The organism is Leeia sp., from assembly GCF_041909055.1.
Lineage (GTDB): Bacteria > Pseudomonadota > Gammaproteobacteria > Burkholderiales > Leeiaceae > Leeia > Leeia aquatica.
This window is the reverse complement of record NZ_JAYREC010000002.1, coordinates 397,646-418,168: the sequence shown is the minus strand read 5'-3', so window position 1 is coordinate 418,168 and position 20,523 is coordinate 397,646. Positions and strand designations below refer to the sequence as shown.

Below are 20,523 nucleotides of genomic sequence, written 5' to 3'. Positions count from 1 at the left end.
CCGGCTCCATTTCCCCAGAAACCCCGCTACACCCGTAGCGGAAACATTGGCCACATCCGTGGCATGACACAACCGGGACACACGCCCCATGTCGCAAAAATATAAACTATTTCATAAAATGCGACATCAGGGCAAGCTGTGGACACTACGGAGCGGAGGAAGCCTTTACAGCTTCTGCACGAACAGCCTTGCAATAGTCCTCTGGCAGCGAGCTCACGCCCAGCAGTTCGGAGGCTGTCTCTTCGCATGCCACACCCTCACTGGCATACCATGGTCTACCTGATTGGTTTAAATCCAGTCGGTGTTCACTCCCGCCACCAAACAATGCGGTAGAGGTCTTACTGGCAAAAACAAGCAATCCACCAATCACCAAAAGCAATCCCCACCACGGTAGTGACTGCTTGTCCTCCTGCCCGGCAAGCCGTTCCTGCTCGGCCATGAAGTGAAATCTTGCACGCAAACCTGTTCCCAGCCACCAAAGCAGTCCAGTCATGAGAAAACTTGAGACCAAGGTGACCGCTGTAGCCTCGCCAATCTCCTTGAGGGCGATAAACAATGCCACGCCCCCACCCGCGAGCGCACCACTACGCCATGGTCGCAACAACCGCCATCCCCCAGAGTATGCCCAAGGAAACCAAGGTTCTAGCCAACGATGGCTCCAAAGCTCATCCCACGCAGAAAGCCGACTACTCCATGCTCGCTTAAGTTGGATCCCCTGCTGCACGAGGATATTGGAAAGTCCTCCAAGGGGTATTGCCAGCAACAAACATGTTACAAGCAAAGTCTTGCCTGAAATATGACCTGCAATGTAGTCACTCACCATGAAGTTGTTGGATGACATCAGGGCACAAAACCAAATCACACTGGCAATCGCCAGAGACATCACAGGATTGGCTCCCATGTGAACATGCCGCTCACGCCAGAACGCAATACCGCGCTGGTTCAAGCGGTCGCGTACTGGGTCGGGGAGCTGGTCAATGTCAGACAGGCGCTCAGCGGCAAACAGTTGGGCTTTATGGTGCATAGCCCACAGCTTCAAGCGCCAGCGGGGAACAGGCTCAAACAGGCTTTGCATCACTTGTTGCTGGTGTATCTCCCCCCACGGCTTTCGCATCCGCGAGAGTGCTCGCCACTCTTCCAGCAGTGAGTCGTACTCGAGATTCAGCTTGTAGTCACGACGAACGCTATGCAGATACTCAATCTGCTGTCGGCTATTTTTGGGTAAATGGGATGGATAATGATCCCAGCCCATGACCACAAAGGCAGTATCCAGTATCTCTGGAGGTAGCTGTTCATGCTGGCTTAGCACCTCGGCCACATGGCACTCCAACCACTCCCGCTCTTCCAGTCCCGCAGGAGTGTGCTTGAGCAAGCCTTGCAAAGCCACCTTGAAAGCGAAGGCATTATGGCTCAGGATGTGCCGCAGCTTTCCATCCACCTCGCACAGCAGCAATTGCTTGCGTAATACCGCCCAAGCCTGATGATGGTGCAAAGGCAACTCGGACCGGCCCTCACGCCAGCCGTAATGCGCATCCACGACCAGCAGCAATGACAGGCAGGTGGGGTGCTGGGCGCACAGATACAGCAGCGAGCGCTCCCACGCCGGCCCCAGGCTGAGTTGCAGGCGCGGGTCGGTCCAGATCTCGTTCAGCGCCCGCAGCAAGGCCTCCGGCTGGTCCAGCAAGGCAAGCACTTGCTGATGCCATTGCTCAAGCGTGGTGGTACTGTCAGCACTGTGCGGCTCAATGCGCTCATCTGCATCGACGGGCGGGAGGCCATTTTCTACTGTGGCCGCAAACTCGTTCCGGATAAAGTCTTCGCCCAGTGGGGTTGCAGGTGACCCCGAAGTTGCCTCTTGGGTAGCGCTTTCGACAAGCTCAGCCTGCCCCTCTTCCTCTTCTTCAAGCATCCACGCTGCACGCTCCAGCGCTTCCTCATGCGCATCGCGCAGGCGCTGGAACGCCTCGGCATCGTCTTCCGGACGGTTGACCTTCAGCAACTTGGCATAGGCACGCTTGATCAGCCGTATGTCCGAGGTTGCTTCAATTCCCAGTATGTCCCAGCAGCTTGTCACCGTGTTCTCACCCCATTGTTCACGCATGGACTCGCCATGCACAGCTGCGACTGCCTATTTGCCCCAATAACCCCATAACACACCGGCCATGAACACCAGCGCCAGAATGACTAGTCGGTGGTGGCGTTGCCTGAACTGTTCAAAGCGCTTGATGAAGGGTCTGGTGCGACTCCACACGCCGCGCCATGCATGCCGGGTAGAGGGTCGGCGCAGGTATTGCACCAGCATGACACTGACTACAGCCAGTGGCAGCACTCCAGCGCATACCGGACTGATGACCTCTCGCAGTGGGAAATTGCCAAAGGCCGCGATCAGCGAGATCAGCCACATCAGCCCTACCCAGGCCAACCCCACATTGACCCAAGGGTAACGCCCCAGACCAGGTTGTGGGGATAACCAGAAGGCAATTGCGCGTTGATTAAACCGAGCCTTCACGGCAGGGTGGAGGTCCGCAATCAGGCTCAGATAACGGGTGGCCGCTTCCTGTACTTGCAGGTTGAGGGCAATCCATTGCAGCCGCCAGCGCGGATAGCCCGTTTGCAGCAGACTGCTGAGGGCATGGTATTCCGGAATAGACAGGCTGCCGGGCCGCGCCATGTGGTCCTGCCAGCGTGCATAGGCGTCCTCACTGCGCTGTCGTCGCTGCAAGCTGGCTACCCGCTGCTGCAAGGCTGCGGGAATAAACTTGTCCTCCCCCCAATTCATGCCTGCCATGCACAGATGCAAGGCCTCATCAGTCAACTCGGACAGCTGACTGAGCGCTGAGGCCAGGTCTTCATCCAGATGTTTGCCTGGAAACTGGCCTAACAGTGCCTGGCTGCGCAAGTGGGTCAATCGCTGTTGCGCGGCTGGCCATTCCTGCTGACGCAGACACTGCAGTACCCCCTCCAGCGACAGGCTATACAGCACCGGGCGAATCTGGCCGAGGCAATACTTCTCCCCCAAGGCCACGGCGGAACGTCCCTCCAGCCAGCCATAGTGCGCATCCGCCAGCTGGAGCAGTACTTTGAGCGAGGGGTCAATGGAGCAATAGCGCAATAGCCAGAGTTCCATCGCATCCTGCAAGTCAGGGGGCAACCGTGCAACTTGCGCCCACGCCTGGGTCAGGGTTGAGCGGATATCATCCTCCGCATCACCTAGCGCTTGTATCTGCTCAGCCCACTGCAACAGCCACATCTCGGCCGGGTCAAAGCTAGACTCAGCAGCGTTGTCCATCCCCCCTGGCGCCTGAGTCTGCCCAGGGGGCGGCATCTCTTCGCTGCCTGCATCAGGCTGACCTATTGCGGTCTGGGCAAACAGCGACGGCTCGCACTCACCGCACGGTGGGGCCTGCCGTCTGGACGACGCGGCTTGGCTTTTCTGTTGCTGCCGCAAGCCATGCAGGCGCTGCTGTACATCATGTGGCGCGACGTCGGCTGCCCATGCCATGGCATGCTGCACACAGTCCAGCGCCTCCGGTGCGCAGGGCGATGCGCGCTCCAGTGCTGCCAGCAGCGACTGCTCCAGCTGGCTTTGTGGATACAGACCGGTGATGGCACGGCTGCGCAAGGTCAGCAGCAAGGCTTCCATCTGCGGATAGTGGGCTGCTTCCAGCAGCGTTGCCAAGGTTCGCAGCTGCTGTGCCAGCCAATGATCCGCCAGCACCCGAAGGCTGAAGCCCTCTTGCAAAGCCATCAAGGATCGTCCAGACAGCCAGCCATAGTGGGCATCGGCCAACGCTAAGACATGCTCACGCTCCGGATAGTGGGCGCAATAGCGCAGCAGGCTAAGCTCCAGCGCCTCTACCCGACCCGTACCGGCAGCGGCAGCCTCTTGCCACAACCGTGACAGCACAGCCTCCTCTTCCCCTTCTGGAATGCCTTCCGGCACCAGAGGCTCTGCTACGGGTGCCGGTGCATCCTGAGGTGGATCGTCCTCCGGCATGGCCAACACTGAGGGCGCGAGCGGATCGGGCTCTGTATCCTCCTTAGAGAAGTCCACATGCTCAGCCAGCCACAAGGCCTGCTCCAGCGCCTCGCGCAACTGCTGGAATGCCGCCGGATCATCTTCCGGCCGTGTCGACTTCAACAGCCGTGCATAAGCCCGCTTGATCAGGCGCGGGTCATTGCACGGTGCCAAGCCCAGCGCCTCCCAGCATGACAATGCTTCCATCATAAGAAGCTGTCACCCTCCACATCATCCAGTAGCCGTTTCAGGTCGCGCCTCGCTTCTGCGACAATACGTTCATCCTGGGTTTCCAGTGCAGCTTGGAAGTTGCGTATCCATTCTCCGATTGCGGCGCGCAGATTGCCTAGTGTCTGCTGGAACAGGCGCTCAGCCCGGTTCAGCAGCACGGTATTCGGCAATTGCTCACGCGGGTGCAGCTTGAGGTCTTTCAGTGCCTCCAGTCGGGCATTGATCTCTTCTTGCGTGAGCAGGCCGGGGTTCTTTTCTACCACCAGCCGGTGCATCTCGCCAGTCGTAGGTACCTTCATCTGCGCTTCCAGCAGACCATCCACATCATAGGTAAAGCGGATATCCAGGCTCACCTCGCCCGCCGGGCGACGCGGAATCGGCACATCCAGCTCGCCCAGGAACACGTTGTCCTGCACCAGGCGGGACTCGCCCTGATAGATGCGGACCGACAGCTGCTCCTGATTGTCGTACATGGAGGAGACCGTCTTCTCCTTACTGGTCGGCACCACCGCATTACGCTCGATAATGGGCAGGAAGATGCCATGCTGATACCGCCCGTGCGACAGCTCTTCCGAAACAGCAATGCCCAGCGTATAGGGGCAAACGTCCGTCATCACCACTTCGTCCAGCGCGGCATCGCGCATCTTCAGCCCGGCCTGTACCGCAGCACCGCGAGCCACGATCTCATCCGGATTGAGGTGTACCGCAGGCAGGCGACCAAACAGGCGTGCGACCAGCTTGCGGACGATGGGCATGCGGGTGGAACCGCCCGCCAGCACCACCTGATCCAGCTCGGCAGAGCGAATCCGCGCATCGCGCAGGGCGCACTCCACCGGGCCACGCAGGCGGGTCAGCAAAGGCTCGGCCAGCACGGTAAACCGTGCTTCATTCACCGTCCAGCTGTAGCTTTCGCCTTCCCACTCCAGCAGGAAGGTGGCTTCGTCCTGACTGGTCAGCAGTCGCTTGACCCGCTCCCCTTCCTTGCGCAGCGCCTGCGCCAGCAGGGGTTGCGTGCCAATGCGGTCGATCAGGGGCTTGGCGGCTTCTTTCAGGAAGGCTTCGATCAGAATCTGTACAAAATCTTCGCCGCCCAGCTGGTTATCCCCGGCGCTGGCGCGAACCTCCATCACCCCGTCAAACAGCTCCAGCACGGAAACGTCAAAGGTGCCACCGCCCAGGTCGAACACCAGAAACTTGCTCTCGACCGGCCCCAGGTGCAGGCCATAGGCCAGCGAAGCGGCGGTCGGTTCATTGAGCAGGCGCTGCACATTCAGGCCGGCCATCTCACCCGCCACCCGCGTGGCTTTACGCTGAGCATCGCTGAAGTAGGCCGGGACCGTGATGATGGCTTCGCTGACACTCTCACCCAGATACCGTTCGGCATCTTCCTTCAGGGCCTTGAGCACAAAGGCAGACAGCTCCTCGGCACGGAAGCTGCGCTTGCCCAGGCGGACTTCATGGTTGGTGCCCATATAGCGTTTGAACACCGCCGCCGTGCGCTCCGGGTGAAACAGCAGCCGTTCCTTGGCGGCTTGCCCCACCAGAATATGATCCTGCTCATCGAGCGCAACCACAGATGGCGTCAACACTTCGCCCAGCACATTGGGTATCAGTTCCGCTTTGCCATCGCGCCAGACGGCGACCAGGCTGTTGGTCGTTCCCAGATCAATGCCGATAATCATGATGCTCAGCTGAAAAAGAAAAGGGCCATTCTAGCAAATGGCCCTGACCGTGATACAGGCATATGCAAAACAGGATTGCGCAACCGTCAGAACAAGCTGTCTGTCCGTTGCCCGCGCTTGAGGAAAGGCTTGCCCTTGCGCGCCCGCTTGCCGGTGTACTCGATAAAGCGTTCACCATCCAGCGTGACATTTTCTGACCGTCCGGTCCGCAAGGTGATATTGACCTCAAAGCGCGCACTATCGCACCAGTACAGATTGGCCAGGCGATCGTCCGCATCCAGCGTCGACAGAATCACACCACGCCCCTTGGGCAATTGCTTGATCTCCGGCGCAGACACCAGCAGCAGCTTGCCCGCGTCGGACAAGAAGCCAAACCAGCCTGCATCTCGTGCCTCCGGTACTGGCAACGGTGGCAATGGTACTTCGCCGGCTTCCAGCGACATGAACACTTTACCCGCGCGTTGACGGGTCATCAGGTCTGACGCCTTGCAGACAAAGCCATAGCCGCCGCTATTGGCCACCAGCAAGGCTTGTTCAGGAGCCGCGGAGAATACCTGCGCCACCTTGGCTTTGTCCTGCAGCTCTACCAGGGTACTCAGCGGTACCCCGTCCCCACGCCCGGTGGGCACATCCACCGGGTCGATCTGGTAGCTGCGCCCCTTGCTGTCAATCAGCAGCAACGGGTGAATGGTGCGGGTTTCCACCAGCGCCAGCAAGCTATCGCCTTCCTTGAAGCCCAGATTGGCAGCCTCAATACCATGGCCACTGCGTGCGCGTAGCCAGCCGTTGCGCGACACAATCAGCGTCACCGGCTCATTCGGCACCACTTTGCTGCTGCCGGCCCGCTCAGCGGCTTCGATATGGGTACGGCGTGCATCGCCAAAACGCTCGGTATCGGCACGAATCTCGTCGATCACCAGTTGACGGCGAGCGCCTTCGTCGCCCAGCAAATGACGCAGGCTGGCCTCTTCTTCGCGCAGTGCCTTCAGCTCGCTCTCGATCTTGAAGCCTTCCAGCCGGGCCAGTTGCCGCAGCCGGATCTCCAGAATGTCCTCCGCCTGAATCTCGGATAGACCAAACGCCGACATCAGTGCCGGTTTCGGCTCATCCGATTCACGGATCACCCGGATCACGTCCTCGATATGCAGAAAGGCGATCATGCGGCCATCCAGAATATGGATGCGCTTTTCCACCTGTTGCAAGCGATGCTGCAAGCGGCGGGTCACGGTATCGCAGCGATACTGGCCCCACTCGGCCAGAATCTGCTTCAGGTTCTTTTGCTGTGGTCGTCCGTCCAGCCCCAGCATCACCAGATTCAGTGAAGCGGTCCCTTCCAGGCTGGTATGGCTGAGCAAGGCGGCCATGAAAGCCTGCGGGTCCACCGTGCGTGACTTGGGTTCCAGGATCAACCGCACCGGGTTGTTCTGGTCGGAATCGTCGCGCACTTTGTCCAGCAGCCCCTGCATCAGGGTCTTCAGGGTTTGCTGCTCAGTGGTCAGGCTCTTCTTGCCGGCCTTGACCTGCGGATTGGTGGCCTCTTCGATCTCCAGCAGCACTTTCTGCGCCGAGGTGCCCGGTGGCAATTCGGTGACGATCACCCGCCACTGCCCACGCGCCAGTTGCTCCACCTCCCAGCGGGCACGCACCCGTATGCTGCCACGGCCACTCTCATAAGCCGACTGCAGCTCGGCATCCGTGCTGATGATCTGCCCGCCTCCCGGGAAATCCGGTGCCGGTACCATGCTGCGCAAGGCCGCCACATCCAGCTCCGGCTGCTCCAGCAGTGCAATGGCCGCAGCGGCCACTTCCTTCAGATTGTGCGGCGGGATTTCGGTCGCCATCCCCACCGCAATGCCGGAAGCACCGTTGAGCAAGACCATGGGCAAACGAGCTGGCAGCAAGGCCGGCTCCTGGCTGGTGCCATCGTAGTTGGGGATAAAATCCACCGTGCCCTGATCCAGCTCGGACAGCAGCAGCTCGGCAAACGGCGTCAGCCGGGCTTCGGTATAGCGCATGGCAGCGGCACCATCACCGTCGCGGCTACCAAAATTGCCCTGCCCGTCCACCAGCGGGTAGCGCATCACAAAATCCTGCGCCAGGCGCACCATGGCATCGTAGGCCGCGGTATCACCATGCGGGTGATAATTACCCAGCACCTCGCCCACAACCTTGGCACTCTTCACGTGCTTGGCACCCGCCGTAAGCCCCATGCGGCGCATGGCGTACAGGATGCGGCGCTGCACCGGCTTCTGGCCATCGGCCACTTCCGGCAGCGCGCGGCCCTTGACCACGCTCATCGCGTATTCCAGATACGCCCGCTCAGCGTACGCCCCCAGCGACAGTGCATCATCCGGCAAGCCCGCCCCCAGCACGGGAGCGGGGGTCACGGGTGGCGGCGCATCGCTGCCTTCTGCAGTGGGCAGATCATGCAAATCGTTCATTCTTGTTCTTCCTGTACTGCGTCACCGCTTCAGATGTCCACGTCCACTTCGTTGCCATGCCGCTCCATCCATTCGCGACGGCCCGCGGCCTCACCCTTGCCCATCAGCATGCCCATCAGACGCAAGGTCTCCGCCTCCGCACCATCCTCAATCGACACCCGATACAAGCGGCGGGTATCCGTCGCCATGGTGGTTTCCTTCAGCTGGTCGGCATTCATTTCACCCAAGCCCTTGAAACGGCTGACGGTAATGGCTTCAGCCTTCACGCCCTCATCACGCAGGCGGGCCAGCATGCCATCCCGCTCATCTTCATCCAGCGCGTACAGCTTGCGTGCCGGGCGCGCCTTGCCTTGCCCCGCCACATCCACCCGGAACAACGGCGGCTTGGCGACGTAGAGGTGTCCGGCGGCAATCAGCTGCGGGAAGTGGCGGTAGAACAGCGTCAGCAGCAGCACCTGAATATGCGAGCCATCGACATCGGCATCCGACAGAATGATGACTTTGCCGTAACGCAGATTGGCCAGCACGCTGGCAGGTTCGCTCAGGTCATGCGGGTCCACGCCGATGGACGCCGCGATATCGGCAATTTCCCGGTTGGCAAACAGCTGATCACGCGGCGTTTCAAAGGCATTGAGCACCTTGCCGCGCAAGGGCAGGATGGCTTGGTATTCCTTGTCACGTGCCAGTTTGGCGGAACCCCCAGCCGAGTCGCCTTCCACCAGAAACAGCTCGTTGCGTTCAATGTCTTCCGAACCGCAGTCGGTCAGCTTGCCGGGCAGGATGGCAATGCCGGAGCTCTTGCGACGTTCGACCTTCTTGCCAGAGCGCAGCCGGTTCATCGCTTGGGCGATGGCCAGCTCGGCCAGCTTGCGGCCCTCTTCCACATGCTGGTTCAACCACAGCTCAAATGGGGTCTTGACCATGCTGGCGACCAGCTTGAGCGCCTCACGGCTGTTCAGCCGCTCCTTGGTCTGGCCCTGGAACTGCGGGTCCAGCACTTTGGCAGACAATACGTAGCGCACCTTGCTCCACACATCCTCCGCTTGCAGCTTTACCCCACGCGGCAGCAAGTTGTGGTGGTCGATAAACTCGCGCAATGCTTCAAACAGGCCGGTACGTAGACCCGCTTCATGGGTGCCACCCAGTGCGGTCGGAATCAGGTTGACATAGGATTCACCGCTACCGGCTTCCGGCGTCCACGCCACCGCCCAGGCGGCACCTTCGCCTTCGGCAAAGGTGTCACTGTCGCCCGGTTTGCCACAGTAGCGCGCATCCGAAAAGATGGGTACCAGCAGCTCACTCTCGGCGCACAGCTCCGCCAGATAGCCGGGTAAACCTTGAGGATAATTCCAGCTGCGTACCTCCTCAGTGCCATCGTGCTTTTCTACGGTCAAGTTGACGGAAATGCCCGGCAGCAGCACGGCCTTGGCGCGCAGCAGGCGCTCCAGTTCCTGCATGGATACTTTGGGGGATTCGAAGTAACGTGCATCCGGCCACACGCGAACCCGGGTACCGCTACGGCGCTGACCACAGGTACCCGTCACCTGCAACGGCTCCACCACATCACCACCGGCAAACACCAGGCGATGAACCTGCCCTTCGCGCATCACCTCAACTTCCAGCCGAGTAGACAGCGCATTGGTCACAGACACACCAACACCATGCAGACCACCGGAGAAGCTGTAGGCGCCACCATCTTTCTTGTTGAACTTGCCCCCGGCATGCAAGCGGGTGAATACCAGCTCCACCACCGGAACCTGCTCTTCTGGATGCAGGCCGACCGGGATGCCCCGACCATCATCGGCCACCGTGAGCGAACCATCCCGATGCAGGGTGACCTCGATCCGCTTGGCAAAGCCTCCCAGGGCTTCATCCGCTGCGTTATCAATCACTTCCTGACAGATATGGGTCGGGTCCGTGGTGCGGGTATACATCCCCGGCCGTTCTTTCACCGGCTCCAGCCCTTTCAGGACCCGGACCGATGATTCGTCATATACCTTGCTCATCCCCTGCGCCTTGGTTGCTTCGCGGCCCAGACCGCAAACAGAACGATCGTACCATATTGCCTGTTACCGCTCAAACCGCCACTCGGTGGGGCTTGTCACGGCTAGCGCTATGTCATGTCGGCACGCATTTTGCCATAGCTGGCTGGCGAACTGGGGATGCTGCACGACAACAATCAGCAAGCGTTTTTTCGTCTGACTTCACAAAATTTCATATTCAGTATATTGTATCCACACAAGGAGAATTCATGCGCCGCCCTACCCCCCAGCAACAGCGTCGCAGTGCCCTGCTCAGCCAGATGGAGAGCGGCATTGCCATTATCCCGAATGCCTTCCAGCCTCGCCGTGAGGATGACCCCTCCCGCTACTACACTTGGATCTATGGCTTGAGTGTGTTTATGCCGGACAGCGACTTCTGGTACCTGACTGCTTTTCCGGAGCCCGAGTCAGTACTGGTGCTGATCGCCGGTGCGCAACCGCAAAGCATTCTGTTCTGTCGGCCTCGGGATGAGGAACAGGAACTGTGGTGGGGCAAGCGCATTGGCCCCGAGCAGGCCCAGGAACGGTTTGGCTTTGACGCCTGCTACAGCATGGATGAGCTGGATACTCGCCTGCCCCAGTTGATGCAAGGCCAGTCCCGGCTGCATTACGCCTTCGGCGCGGATGCCGGCTGGGATCAGCGCGTCTATCAGGCCCTGAACCAGCTGCGCCACCCCAAGGCCAGCCGGGGCGGCAGCGTCTTCCCGACGGAGACGGTCGACATCCGGCGCAGCATTCACGCCATGCGCCGCATCAAGGATGCTGCCGAGATCGATACGATGCGCAAGGCGGTGAACATCTCCGTTGCGGCACACCTGCGCGCCATGCGCGCCTGCCAGGCCGGCTTGTATGAGTACCAGCTGGAAGCCGAGCTGCAATATGTGTTCCGTCACCACGGTGCCTGGGGGCCGTCGTACAACAGTATCGTGGCATCCGGCCCAAATGCCTGCCTGCTGCACCATGTCGACAATGACCGCCAGATGCAGGCCGATGAGCTGGTCTTGATTGACGCCGGCGCTCGCTTTGATGGCTATTGTGCGGACCTGACCCGCACGCTGCCCGTTTCCGGGCGTTTTACCGGCCCGCAGCGCGACATCTATGATCTGGTGCTCTCGGCTGAAGTCGCGGCCATCGACGCCATCCGGCCTGGCCGCCCCATGAATACCGCTCAGCAAACCCATGTTCGCATCCTGTCGCAAGGGCTGCTGGACCTCGGGCTCTGCCAGGGCAGCCTGGATGGCGTGATCGAGCGCGAAGACTACAAGCGCTTCTACATGCATGGCCCGGGCCATTTTCTGGGGATTGATACCCACGATGCCGGGCGTTATCACAATACTCAGGGTGAATGGCTGAATTATCAGCCCGGCATGACCCTGACGGTTGAGCCGGGTCTGTACATCCGCCCGGCTGATAATATCCCGGAAGCCTTCTGGCACATTGGCGTGCGGGTAGAGGACAACCTGTTGGTTACCGAACATGGTGTCGAAGTCCTGTCTGCAGACTTGCCCAAGTCTGCGACAGACATCGAAGCCATCATGCGGGACGGCGCATTGCATTAATCCGTCCAGCTGTACGCAGCCAGCCCCCCGGCATAGAGGGGGCGGCTTGAGGACTATCGCAGTTTGACAACATTGAGGACGCACCACATGAAACGTACTGCTCTCGCCCTGTGGGCCGGGATGGGCTTGCTCAGCCTGAACGCCTACGCTGCCAAAACCCTGACGGTCTGCACCGAAAACTCACCGCAAGGTTTTGATATTGCCCAGTATGACGCCATTGTCACCATGGATGCCTCCATGGAACCCCTGTACAACCGCTTGGTGGAATTTGAGCGTGGCACCACCAAAGTCGTGCCGGGGTTGGCGGACAGCTGGGAGATTTCCCCGGATGGTTTGACCTACACCTTCAAGCTGCACAAAGGGGTGCAATTCCACAGTACGGACTACTTCAAACCCACACGCCCGATGAACGCGGACGATGTAGTGTTCTCCTTTCAGCGCATGATTGACCCGAATCACCCGTGGCACAAGCTGGCCAAGGCGGGCTTCCCCTATGCGGAGTCCATGGAATTTTCCAAGCTGGTGAAATCAGTGGAAAAGCTGGATGACTACACGGTACGCCTGACGCTGAATCGTCCGGAAGCCCCGATGATTGCAAACCTCGCCATGGGTTTTGCTTCCATCTTCTCCGCGGAGTATGCGGCCCAACTGCTGAAGGACAACCGTTCAGAAGACCTGAACAGCAAACCGATCGGCACCGGCCCGTTCATCCTCAAGCGTTATGAGAAGGATGCACAGGTACGCTATGTGGCACACCCGACCTACTTCCGTGGTCGCGCCAAGCTGGACAACCTGATCTTCGCCATCACCACCGACCCAATCGTGCGCATGCAGAAGCTCAAGGCCAATGAGTGCCAGATTGCACTGTACCCGAAACCGACGGAAGTGCCGGTGCTGAAGGAAGATCCGAATCTGCGCGTGGTCAGCATGAATCAGCTGAACATCAGCTACCTGGCCTTCAACGTGGAGCACAAGCCGCTCAACAACAAGCTGGTCCGCCAGGCACTGTCCCACGCGGTGGACAAGCAGAGCTATATCAAGGCGCTGTTTGGTGTTGGCAATGCCATCCCGGCCGTCAACCCGTTCCCACCGTCCATGTGGGGTTACAACAAGTCGACCAAAGACTACGAGTACAACCCGGAAAAAGCCAAGGAACTGCTGGCCAAAGCGGGCTATCCGAATGGCTTTGACCTGACCATCTGGACCCGTATTGGTGGCGCCTCCAACCTGCCCAATGCCAAGCTGGCTGCTGAAATGGTGCAGGCTGACTGGAAGAAGATCGGGGTGAATGCGACCATCCAGCAGCTGGAATGGGGCGAAGTACTCAAACGTACCCGCAAGGGCGAACATGACACCATGTTCATTGGCTGGACCGGCGACAATGGCGACCCGGACAACTTCATGACACCGATCCTGTCCTGCCAGGCCGCGCAGAGTGGTGACAATCGCGCGCGCTGGTGCAACCAGGAGTTTGATACCTTGCTGGACAAAGCCAAGGCCACCTCAAACGTCAGGCAGCGCACCCAGCTGTATGAAGCGGCGCAAAAACTGTTCAAGGAAGAAGCACCGTGGTTGACGCTGGTTCACCCGTCTGTGTTCGTAGCAACCCGCAAGAATGTCAGCGGTTATGTGATGAACCCGCTGGGGACCAACAACTACTACAAAGTCACCGTACAGTAAGCTGACCCACCGCTCTCCTCTCTCTGTACGTTAGGGTGGCGCAAGCCACCCGGGTCGCCAGCAGCACGTTGAACACCTTGGCCGGTGTCGGCGTGCCCCCCCTGTTGGCGACCCCTTTTTTGCTCAGCGCAGCAACAGATCAAGCGGCAAGCGCCCCGCTGCCTTGGTCTCGCGCAGGGAAAAGCTGGAGTATACCTCCTTGACGCCCGGCAAGGCGCGCAGCACCTGCCTGGCAAAATCGCCAAATGAGGCCAGATCGGCCGCCACCACGGTCAGCAGAAAATCATAACGTCCGGTGACGTTATGGCAGGACAGAACCTGCGGCACCTCCGCCACTGCGGCCTCAAACTCCTGCCCCAGATCGACGCGGTGGTTCTCCAGCATCACGCTGACAAACGCCGTCACGCCGAACCCCAGTTTCACCGGGTCCAGCTCTGTGCGGTAGCCCCGGATATAACCCTCATCCTCCAGCCGCTTCACCCGCCGCCAGCAGGGCGAGGGGGTCAATGCCACTTTCTCAGCCAGCTCGGCACTGGATAAGCGCGCCTGCCCTTGCAACGCTTGCAGGATCCAGACATCGGTGCGGTCCAGCCGGTTTTCACTCATGCCATCACCTCAATTAGCGAGATGAAAAGATCATCCTGCATAACGGCACTTCAATGCAATATCTTTGCGCAATATTATTTTTATGAACACTAAATCACATCATTTCTGCGCAGGGACAAACGTATCATGGCTTTAATAACACGCTGTGGCGGCGCGTATCCGCCCTCAACCGGAGAGAGACATGACTACCCCCAAGACTGCAGGTTTTGCCACCCGCGCCATCCATCACGGCTACAACCCGGCTGATCATCAGGGCGCACTGGTACCGCCGGTCTACATGACCTCCACCTTTGCCTTCCCGACTGCCGAATATGGCGGTCAGTGCTTTGCCGGTGAAGCGCCGGGTTACATCTACACCCGTATTGCCAACCCGACCCTGAATTTGCTGGAGCAACGGCTGGCCGTGCTGGAAGGTGGCGAGGCTGCCGTCGCGTTCGCTTCCGGTATGGGTGCGGTGACCGCCACCCTGTGGAGCCTGCTGCAGCCCGGTGATGAAATCATCGTCGACGAAACCCTGTACGGATGCACCTATGCGTTCCTGCATCACGGCATTGGCCGCTTTGGCGTGCAGGTACGGCATGTCGACCTGACCCGCCCTGAATTGCTGAAAGAGGCCATGGGGCCGCACACCCGCATGGTGTACTTTGAAACCCCAGCCAACCCCAATATGCGCATGGTGGACATTGCGGCCATCAGCCAGATCGCCCATGACGGTCAAGCGCTGGTGGTGGTGGACAACACCTACTGCAGCCCTTACCTGCAGCAGCCCTTGCAACTGGGTGCCGATGTCTCCTTGCACTCCGCCACCAAATACCTGGGTGGACATGGCGACCTGACAGCCGGGATCGTGATCTGCAATGCTGAGCTGGCGCAGCGGATCCGTCTGGTAGGGCTGAAAGACATGACCGGTGCGGTCATGTCACCGCAAGACGCCTACCTGATCCTGCGTGGCTTGAAGACATTGGCCTTGCGCATGGAGCGCCATTGCGACAATGCGGAGAAAATGGCCGCGCTGCTGGCGGCCCATCCCGCGGTGGAACAGGTGTATTACCCCGGCCTGCCGGGTTTCCCGCAACGCGAGCTGGCAACACGGCAGATGCGTCGCGCCGGCGGCATGATTGCTTTTGAACTGAAAGGCGGCGAAGCCGCAGGGCGTCGCTTCATCAACGCACTGCAGATGGTGACCTGCGCCGTAAGCCTGGGGGATGCCGAAACGCTGGCCCAGCATCCAGCCAGCATGACCCACTCCACCTATACACCGGAGGAGCGGGCTCAGCACTTCATCAGCGAGGGCTTGATCCGCCTGTCGGCCGGGCTGGAGGACGCCGAAGACATTCTGGCGGACCTTGAACAGGCGCTGGATCAGTTACGCTAAACATGTAACCCGGCGTGCCCCACCGGGCACGCCAACCCTCAAGCCGCCAGTGCGCGCTGGCAGGCCGCAATGGCATCCGACAGCTGCGCATGCCGCTGCTGCAAGGCAGCGGGCAGCTTGTCACCCAGCTGAGCCAGCCATGCTTGCTGGCTGTTCAGCTCCTGTGACCAGCGCGCCGCATCCACCTGGGTCAGTTGCTCAAACAACTCCGCCGGGAACTCGGTGCCATTCCAGTCCAGATCCTCATGCCGAGGCACCACACCCAGCGCAGTCTGACGACCTTGCGCTTGCCCCTGGCAGCGCTGGATAATCCATTTCAGCACCCGCATATTGTCACCAAAGCCGGGCCAGACGAAGCGACCTTCCGCATTGGTCTGAAACCAGTTCACGCAGAATACCGGTGGTGCCTCGGCAATGCCGTCCACCATGCGCAACCAGTGCTGGAAGTAATCACCCATGTGGTAGCCGCAGAACGGCAGCATGGCAAACGGGTCGCGTCGCACCACCCCCTGCTCACCCACCGCTGCAGCCGTGGTGGCCGAGCCCAGGGTTGCCGCCAGATAGACACCAGAAGTCCAGTCTGGTGCTTCATACGCCAGTGGTACCGTGTCAGCACGGCGGCCACCAAAAATGAAGGCCGAAATGGGCACCCCGGCCGGATCTTCCCAGGCATCATCAATGGATGGGCACTGGCTGGCGGGGGCGGTAAAGCGGGCATTCGGGTGCGCCGCCTTGCGGCCACAATCCGGCGTCCATGCCTGTCCGGTCCAGTCTGTCAGGCGTGCGGGTGGCGTCTTGCTCATGCCCTCCCACCAGACATCCCCATCTTCCGTCAACGCCACGTTGGTGAAAATCACATTCTCGCGCAAGGTGGCCATGGCATTGCGGTTGGTGAATTCCGAAGTCCCCGGTGCCACACCAAAATAACCATACTCGGGGTTGATGGCACGCAGGCGGCCATCTGCACCCGGCTTGATCCAGGCAATGTCGTCACCAACCGTGGTGACCTTCCAGCCCTCCATCCCCGCGGGCGGAATCAGCATGGCAAAGTTGGTTTTGCCGCAGGCCGACGGAAACGCTGCCGCCACATAGTGCTTGTCCCCTTGCGGGCTTTCTACCCCGAGGATCAGCATGTGCTCGGCCAGCCAGCCTTCATCCCTCGCCATGGTGGAGGCGATGCGCAGCGCAAAGCACTTTTTGCCCAGCAAGGCATTGCCGCCATAGCCAGAGCCATAGGACCAGATTTCGCGGGTTTCCGGGAAGTGCACAATGTATTTGGTCGGGTTGCACGGCCAACGCACGTCGGCCTCCCCGGCTTGCAGTGGCACCCCCACGGTATGCAGGCAGGGAACAAAGTGCCCCTCTTCACCCAATACCTCGTACACTGCCCGCCCCATACGGGTCATGATGCGCATATTGAGCACCACGTAGGGGCTATCCGACAGTTCCACGCCGATATGGGCAATCGGTGAGCCAAGCGGCCCCATCGAGAACGGGATCACATACAGAGTACGCCCGCGCATGCAGCCTTTGAACAAGCCTTGCAAGGTTTCTCGCATCAGCGCTGGGTCTTGCCAGTTGTTGGTCGGACCGGCATCTTCCTCACGTGCTGAACAAATAAAGGTTCGATCCTCTACTCGCGCCACATCGTTGGGGTCCGAACAGGCCAGATAGGAATTGGGGCGCAGTTCAGGATTCAGGCGGACCAGTTTGCCAGCCGCCACCATTTGCTCGGTCAAGGCCGCTTGCTCTTGTGGAGAGCCATCCACCCAGTGTACCTGGGCGGGCTCGGTCAGTTCGACCACCTGCTGCACCCAGGCAATCAGGCGACGATGTTTAACGTAATCCGGAACATTCAAAGGGGGGAGCTGTGACATGGGGGAAGGCCATTGCAGTCATTACAGAGGGACTACAATTTTACCCCCAAACCCATTTTTGGTCGTCAAAAAAAGCGATTTTTCGACTGTATTTTTGGATTTGACGACATAAAAATGCGCAACAAACCGCTTGAATTACAATTAAGCTACAGAGACCAACGGCCCAGCTCGGCATACGCGGGACCTTGCGCATCCAGCCTGGACTGGACCAGCACAAAGTCCCGTACCGCCCAGCTCAAGGTCGGAACAGATTGCGTGGCCATGCGTTGCGGCATACGCCGACGCAGTGTGACATGGGGTTGAAAGGGACGACGATCCACGCGCACGTCCAACTGGTGCACGCCCTGCTGCAGCGCCTCGGCCAGGTGCAACAAGGCAGCCGGGGGTGCTGAGGGTGACAGATGGGCCACACCCGGTGGCGACCAGATGGCGAGCTGATCCAGCTGTAAGGAAAATGGTTCACCCTGTATGCAGGATGCCATGTCCAGCAACGCAGGCAACTTCGCCTCCGCCACCTCGGACATGAAAGCCAGGGTCAGGTGCACCGTCTCCGCACGCGCAGGCCGCCCACCCTCCAACCCTTGCGCCGCCTGCAGCATACTCTGCTGCAAGGGCGCATCCGGCCACAAAGCAAAAAACAGGCGCATCTCAGCGGGGACTGCGCTTGCGGCGCTGGCTCGGTGCCTGGGTCTGCTCGCCCTGCAAAGCAAAGTCGATCTTGGTGGTTTCCAGATCAACCCGCACCACCTGCACCTGCAAACGGTCCCCCAGCTGATAACCCAGCCCGGTTTTCTCCCCACTCAGACGATGGCGTACGGCGTCATAGTGGAAATAGTCTTTGCCCAGCTCGGAGATGTGTACCAGCCCTTCGATATAGATTTCATCGAGCAACACAAACAAGCCAAAGCTGGTAACCGCCGCCACCGTACCGGCAAACGACTCACCCACTTTGTCCTGCATGAAGTAGCACTTCAGCCAGTTGTCGACATCCCGGGTGGCCTCATCGGCGCGCCGCTCGGTCATCGAGCAGTGCTCACCCAGCTGAGGCCAGTCGCCCGGCTTGTACTTCTTGCCCGCCAGCACCGCCTTGATGGCACGGTGCACCAGCAAATCCGGGTAGCGGCGGATCGGCGAAGTAAAGTGCGTGTAGGCCTCGTAACCCAGACCAAAGTGCCCGACATTGTCCGGTGCGTAGCGCGCCTGCATCAGCGAGCGCTGAATGACCGTTTGCAGCAGCTGGGCATCCGGACGGGCACGCACCTTGTCCAGCAGACGGGTGTAGTCAGCCACCGAGGGAGCCTCTCCGCCCTCCAGACTCAAGCCAAAGTCTTTGAGAAAGGCCTGCAGGTTCTCCAGCTTTTCCGGTGACGGTACCTCATGGTTCCGGAACAGGCTGGGCTGCTTGTGCTTGAGCAGGAAATCCGCCGCCGACACATTGGCCGCCAGCATGCATTCTTCAATCAGGCGATGCGCGTCGTTACGCACCACCGGCACAATGCGCTCAATCTTGCTGTTGGCATCGAACAGCATCTGCGTTTCACTACCGGCAAAGTCAATTGCCCCGCGCGCCTCGCGCGCTTTCAGCAAGGCATGAAACACCGCCTCCAGATTTTGCAGCGCAGGCAGCAGCTTGCGCAGTGTCTTGTCCTGAACCGCATCCGGTTTGGCCAGTGTTTCCGCCACCTGGGTATAGGTCAACCGCGCGTGGGAATGCATCACCGCCTCATAGAAGCGATAATGTTTGACCTGCCCTTTTTTGCTGATCTCCATGTCACACACCATGCACAGGCGGTCGACCTTGGGGTTCAGCGAACAAATTTCATTGGACAGTGACTCCGGCAGCATCGGGATCACCCGCCGCGGGAAATACACCGAGTTCCCCCGGCTCAGCGCTTCCGCATCCAGTTCCGAGCCTGGCCGGACGTAATAGCTGACATCGGCAATGGCCACCAGCAAGCGCCAACCCTTGCCTTTGGGCTCGCAGTAAACCGCGTCGTCAAAGTCACGCGAGGTTTCACCATCAATGGTGACCAGTGGCAGGCCGGTCAGGTCCTCGCGGTCCTTCCAGTCCTTCTTGCGCACCTTGTCCGGCACCGGCTCAGCCAGCAGCGCCTCGGAGAACACATGCGGCAGGTCATGCTTGCGCAGGGCAATTTCAATTTCCATGCCTGGATCAGCATAGTTGCCCAGCACTTGCTCCACCCGTCCGATCGGGCGGGCATGCTTGCCGGGCTGCTGCAACAGGTTAACCATCACCACCTGTCCATCCTGCAAAGGCTCAGCCAGATGCTGGTGCTCCTCGTGGGGCAGCAGGATTTCATGCTGGATACGCTTGTCTTCCGCCATGGCAAAGGGTACGCCACGGTTCATGAACACCCGCCCGACCAGCTGCTGCTGAGCCCGCTCCAGCACTTCAACCACGCTGCCTTCGCGCTTGCCGCGGCGCTCCGGGCTGCGTCGGTCCTGCGTTACTTCCCGTACCAGTACGCGGTCCCCGTGCATCACCTTCTGCATCTCGCGACTGTTCAAATACAGGTCCGGGCTGCCATCTTCGGGTACGCAAAAACCAAAGCCATCCACATGACCAAACACCTTGCCACGAATCAAATCCAGCTTGTCTGCCACACAGATGTCACCCTTGCGGTTGAACAGCAGCTCGCCATCACGCTCCATGGCACGTAGCCGACGGCTGAACACACCCTCTTCTGCGGTCTGGATCTCCAGCAGGTTCATCAGCTCAATCGGCGCCACCGGCACCCCTTGTGCGGCCAGGATTTGCAGCACGTACTCACGGCTGGGTAGCGGCGAAGCATAGTTCTGGCGTTCACGCTCCAGCCAGGGATCTTGCTGACGCAGGCCGGTAACGGGAGTAGCAGCGGATTTACGGGTTTTACTACGGCGAGGTGTGGCGGGTGGCGTGGTCGCCGGGGAGGTCACAACTTCGGTGACAGCTGCGGCGGGGGCTCGTTTACGAGCGCGCGTTGCGGGCTTAACTTCTGGGGTAGATGAGGT

Annotated in this window: 12 protein-coding genes; 3 read left to right on the top strand and 9 right to left on the bottom strand. The window is 59.9% G+C overall.

The genetic code is table 11. The features are described from left to right. Window positions 1–145 precede the first annotated feature (145 nt). The 5 genes from ACE3O2_RS07805 to parE all read right to left on the bottom strand — a co-directional run bounded on the left by ACE3O2_RS07805 (window position 146) and on the right by parE (window position 10,378). Window positions 146–2,101 (bottom strand): hypothetical protein, encoded by a 1,956-nt coding sequence (locus ACE3O2_RS07805; protein WP_374336303.1) that lies wholly within the window; start codon window positions 2,099–2,101, stop codon window positions 146–148. A 27-nt stretch (window positions 2,102–2,128) separates the two neighbouring features. Beyond that, window positions 2,129–4,228: a hypothetical protein gene (locus ACE3O2_RS07800; RefSeq protein WP_374336301.1), complete on the bottom strand. Its 2,100-nt coding sequence runs from the start codon at window positions 4,226–4,228 to the stop codon at window positions 2,129–2,131. Next, window positions 4,225–5,931, bottom strand: coding sequence for a molecular chaperone HscC (locus ACE3O2_RS07795; protein ID WP_374336299.1), 1,707 nt, complete (start codon window positions 5,929–5,931; stop codon window positions 4,225–4,227). The genes ACE3O2_RS07800 and ACE3O2_RS07795 overlap by 4 nt, the downstream gene beginning before the upstream one ends. A gap of 86 nt (window positions 5,932–6,017) precedes the next feature. Further along, window positions 6,018–8,372 (bottom strand): DNA topoisomerase IV subunit A, encoded by a 2,355-nt coding sequence (gene parC / locus ACE3O2_RS07790; protein WP_374336296.1) that lies wholly within the window; start codon window positions 8,370–8,372, stop codon window positions 6,018–6,020. 29 nt (window positions 8,373–8,401) lie between these two features. Beyond that, the gene (gene parE / locus ACE3O2_RS07785; RefSeq protein ID WP_374336294.1) at window positions 8,402–10,378 is read right to left on the bottom strand and encodes a DNA topoisomerase IV subunit B; all 1,977 of its coding nucleotides are present in this window, start codon (window positions 10,376–10,378) and stop codon (window positions 8,402–8,404) included. 245 nt (window positions 10,379–10,623) lie between these two features. On the opposite strand from parE, the gene ACE3O2_RS07780 reads away from it, so the two are divergent. Both ACE3O2_RS07780 and ACE3O2_RS07775 read left to right on the top strand, forming a co-directional pair. Beyond that, complete coding sequence (locus ACE3O2_RS07780) at window positions 10,624–11,973, top strand: aminopeptidase P N-terminal domain-containing protein (protein WP_374336292.1); 1,350 nt, start codon at window positions 10,624–10,626, stop codon at window positions 11,971–11,973. A gap of 87 nt (window positions 11,974–12,060) precedes the next feature. Beyond that, window positions 12,061–13,653, top strand: coding sequence for an ABC transporter substrate-binding protein (locus ACE3O2_RS07775; protein ID WP_374336290.1), 1,593 nt, complete (start codon window positions 12,061–12,063; stop codon window positions 13,651–13,653). 123 nt (window positions 13,654–13,776) lie between these two features. On the opposite strand, the gene ACE3O2_RS07770 is transcribed toward ACE3O2_RS07775, so the two are convergent. Then, the gene (locus ACE3O2_RS07770) at window positions 13,777–14,259 is read right to left on the bottom strand and encodes an Lrp/AsnC family transcriptional regulator (protein ID WP_374336288.1); all 483 of its coding nucleotides are present in this window, start codon (window positions 14,257–14,259) and stop codon (window positions 13,777–13,779) included. A 181-nt stretch (window positions 14,260–14,440) separates the two neighbouring features. On the opposite strand from ACE3O2_RS07770, the gene ACE3O2_RS07765 reads away from it, so the two are divergent. Continuing rightward, window positions 14,441–15,634, top strand: coding sequence for a methionine gamma-lyase (locus tag ACE3O2_RS07765; protein ID WP_374336286.1), 1,194 nt, complete (start codon window positions 14,441–14,443; stop codon window positions 15,632–15,634). Between the two features lie 38 nt (window positions 15,635–15,672). On the opposite strand, the gene ACE3O2_RS07760 is transcribed toward ACE3O2_RS07765, so the two are convergent. From ACE3O2_RS07760 to rnr, 3 genes are all read right to left on the bottom strand, one after another. Continuing rightward, window positions 15,673–17,511, bottom strand: coding sequence for a phosphoenolpyruvate carboxykinase (GTP) (locus tag ACE3O2_RS07760; RefSeq protein ID WP_374336284.1), 1,839 nt, complete (start codon window positions 17,509–17,511; stop codon window positions 15,673–15,675). A 146-nt stretch (window positions 17,512–17,657) separates the two neighbouring features. Continuing rightward, a complete protein-coding gene (thpR, locus tag ACE3O2_RS07755; RefSeq protein WP_374336281.1) occupies window positions 17,658–18,158 on the bottom strand; it encodes an RNA 2',3'-cyclic phosphodiesterase in 501 nt (166 codons plus the stop codon). A 1-nt stretch (window position 18,159) separates the two neighbouring features. Further along, a complete protein-coding gene (rnr, locus tag ACE3O2_RS07750; protein ID WP_374336279.1) occupies window positions 18,160–20,448 on the bottom strand; it encodes a ribonuclease R in 2,289 nt (762 codons plus the stop codon). Between the last annotated feature and the right edge of the window lie 75 nt (window positions 20,449–20,523).

Coding starts and splice junctions, on each gene's coding strand:
- ACE3O2_RS07805 (WP_374336303.1), bottom strand. CDS start 2,101: ATGCGTGAACAATGGGGTGAGAACACGGTGACAAGCTGCTGGGACATA.
- ACE3O2_RS07800 (WP_374336301.1), bottom strand. CDS start 4,228: ATGATGGAAGCATTGTCATGCTGGGAGGCGCTGGGCTTGGCACCGTGC.
- ACE3O2_RS07795 (WP_374336299.1), bottom strand. CDS start 5,931: ATGATTATCGGCATTGATCTGGGAACGACCAACAGCCTGGTCGCCGTC.
- parC (WP_374336296.1), bottom strand. CDS start 8,372: ATGAACGATTTGCATGATCTGCCCACTGCAGAAGGCAGCGATGCGCCG.
- parE (WP_374336294.1), bottom strand. CDS start 10,378: ATGAGCAAGGTATATGACGAATCATCGGTCCGGGTCCTGAAAGGGCTG.
- ACE3O2_RS07780 (WP_374336292.1), top strand. CDS start 10,624: ATGCGCCGCCCTACCCCCCAGCAACAGCGTCGCAGTGCCCTGCTCAGC.
- ACE3O2_RS07775 (WP_374336290.1), top strand. CDS start 12,061: ATGAAACGTACTGCTCTCGCCCTGTGGGCCGGGATGGGCTTGCTCAGC.
- ACE3O2_RS07770 (WP_374336288.1), bottom strand. CDS start 14,259: ATGAGTGAAAACCGGCTGGACCGCACCGATGTCTGGATCCTGCAAGCG.
- ACE3O2_RS07765 (WP_374336286.1), top strand. CDS start 14,441: ATGACTACCCCCAAGACTGCAGGTTTTGCCACCCGCGCCATCCATCAC.
- ACE3O2_RS07760 (WP_374336284.1), bottom strand. CDS start 17,511: ATGTCACAGCTCCCCCCTTTGAATGTTCCGGATTACGTTAAACATCGT.
- thpR (WP_374336281.1), bottom strand. CDS start 18,158: ATGCGCCTGTTTTTTGCTTTGTGGCCGGATGCGCCCTTGCAGCAGAGT.